This is a genomic window from Deltaproteobacteria bacterium, assembly GCA_016219225.1.
GTDB lineage: Bacteria > Desulfobacterota > RBG-13-43-22 > RBG-13-43-22 > RBG-13-43-22 > RBG-13-43-22.
This window is the reverse complement of the sequence record JACRBX010000257.1, coordinates 1-2,121: the sequence shown is the minus strand read 5'-3', so window position 1 is coordinate 2,121 and position 2,121 is coordinate 1. Positions and strand designations below refer to the sequence as shown.

The 2,121-nt window shown below is 48.2% G+C and carries 2 protein-coding genes; one reads left to right on the top strand and one right to left on the bottom strand.

Annotated features, from left to right (window positions below; translation table 11 throughout):
* Nucleotides 1-435 precede the first annotated feature (435 nt).
* Nucleotides 436-1,113 (bottom strand): HipA domain-containing protein, encoded by a 678-nt coding sequence (locus HY879_21225; protein MBI5605864.1) that lies wholly within the window; start codon nt 1,111-1,113, stop codon nt 436-438.
* A 488-nt stretch (nt 1,114-1,601) separates the two neighbouring features.
* Here HY879_21225 and HY879_21220 point away from each other — a divergent pair.
* The coding region (locus tag HY879_21220) for a C1 family peptidase (protein ID MBI5605863.1) at nt 1,602-2,121 on the top strand (520 nt) is incomplete at its 3' end.

Genomic DNA, 2,121 nt, shown 5'->3' with positions numbered 1-2,121 from the left:
TGTGATTTGGCCTTCCAACCTTGCCCACTCCAAGGGCAAGGTGTAGGCAGTACACGTTAACCAACCATTATCTTAAATAATTATACCAATCAATTGGTTATACGATCTATTCTTGTTTTTTTCCAGGGGAAGATCCGTCCGACTGAGACCAGGTGCAAACCCTGTCGCGCCCGCAAGTCTTGGAGATGCCGGGCCTCGTCGACATGAGGAAAGAAGTCTAATGGGACGTCGTTTCTGAATTGACTTGAAAAATTATAAGAGGGGGCTATAAAAAAGTAGAAGATTGCCAAGACAAGGGACTTGAATACGCCGGGACCCTGCACCGTGTAATGGGGCGGGGGATTGAGGGGACAAAGATATTCAGGAACCGGCAGCCGACAACTACAAATTTCGAAAGCAAGAAGGAAATTCTGATTAAACTCTGGTCCGGCCTTGTCAGGGGTATTTCATTTTCTGAACTCTCTTTCGGATTACAGTGCAAATTTTATCTATAATGTCAAGGGAGCCGTATTTATCATTGAACTCTGCTGCCAATGCTTCAGCCTTCGGAACAATATCCTGAATCATCTGCCCAAGTACTCTTATGACCAGATGCTGTTTTATCGCGTTGTCTTCAGCCAACCTCTTCCAATGCCTGGTCTGGAGCCAATCCGGCCGATTTTCCCCACCGACCTTCATGGCCAGCTTATCCGTTAGATCTGTATAGACTTTGGTGCAAAGGAGGTCGTAAAACGGTGCCAGACGGGGGCCGGGATCAGTCAACAGAATGGCAAGGTTCTTGGCATGGGCATCCGCATTGCCGATCAGCACATTGAATATGATCCAATGCAGGAGTGCCATCCGGTCTGCTGCCGGACGGATGCTCGACTTATTGATCAGCTTAAAGCATTGGCTTAGCGTCGGGCCATCCTCACTTTCATATTTCTGATCCGGAAGAACGCCTAGGGCCTGGCATAAATCTTCCTGATGAAGACGAAGTACTTTGCCCTCCGGCGACCTTTCCCGGTCAAAGCGTTTTACGATAAATAATAGGTCGGGCTCTCTGCGTATCGATACCTCAGGCACCTGAAGACCCAGCTTCCCTGCGAGCATCATACAGTACGCCTCATTCATTACCGTTCCTTCAAGTCCTTGGATGTGCGTGCTTGGCGCATTGCCGGTCGCAAGGAAAACCCTGTCTAATGGGACGTTGTTTCTGAATTGACTTTAGAAATCGTTTAAAGTAGGGTTGCCCAAGAATTTGTTCAAATTACCATAGATTTTGTGCACATCAAATTTTTTTATCCAACCTCGCTTGTTCAACTATTTGAAATAATAAAGCAATATAATTTGATTTTTGTGGCAAGGGTTTTGCTTATGGAATAAAACCATTTTTTAGGAATGGCCATGAGAACCCAAGAATGAAAATAGAAATTTTGGCACGGATTTAACGGATTACACGGCAAGATAAATTGACTAACTCAAGAAATCAGGCCGTTGGCGTGATATTTTGAATCTCTAAAAGAAGTAACCGTGGAATCCAGTGGTTCCGGCTTTGCCGGATCATGTGTCCAGCCTTATAGGACCAGTGCCTAAAGAGCAAAGAAAGGAGGGGTCATCTTATGATCGAGCAGAAGAACAGAGGTTCAAAGAAATCCTCAAACGGAAAAAGGGGTTATGGCTGGCTGCCGGATGTTCCGGACCAGCGGGATTATCTCTTGAGCGCGGTGCTCAAGGTGCCGAAAAAGCTTCCCCGGAAGATCGACCTGCGGCCCCTTTGCTCCAAGGTCGAAGACCAGGGTGATCTGGGAAGCTGTACGGCCAATGCCCTGACCGGGGCACTCGAGTTCCTGGAACAGAAGAACAAGGTTTCCTTTAAGGACTTCAGCCGGCTCTTTATTTATTACAACGAGCGCGCCCTGGAGCACACCATAAATTCTGATTCCGGGGCCATGCTGCGGGACGGCATCAAGACCCTGGCCAAGCAGGGCGTCTGCTCCGAGAAAAAATGGCCTTACGTGATTTCCAAGTTCAAGGCCAAACCGAAACCGGCCTGCTACAAGGAGGCCCTGGACCACCAGATCACCTCCTACCACCGCATCCTGACCCTGGATGAGATGCGGACCTGTTTGGCCGAAGGGT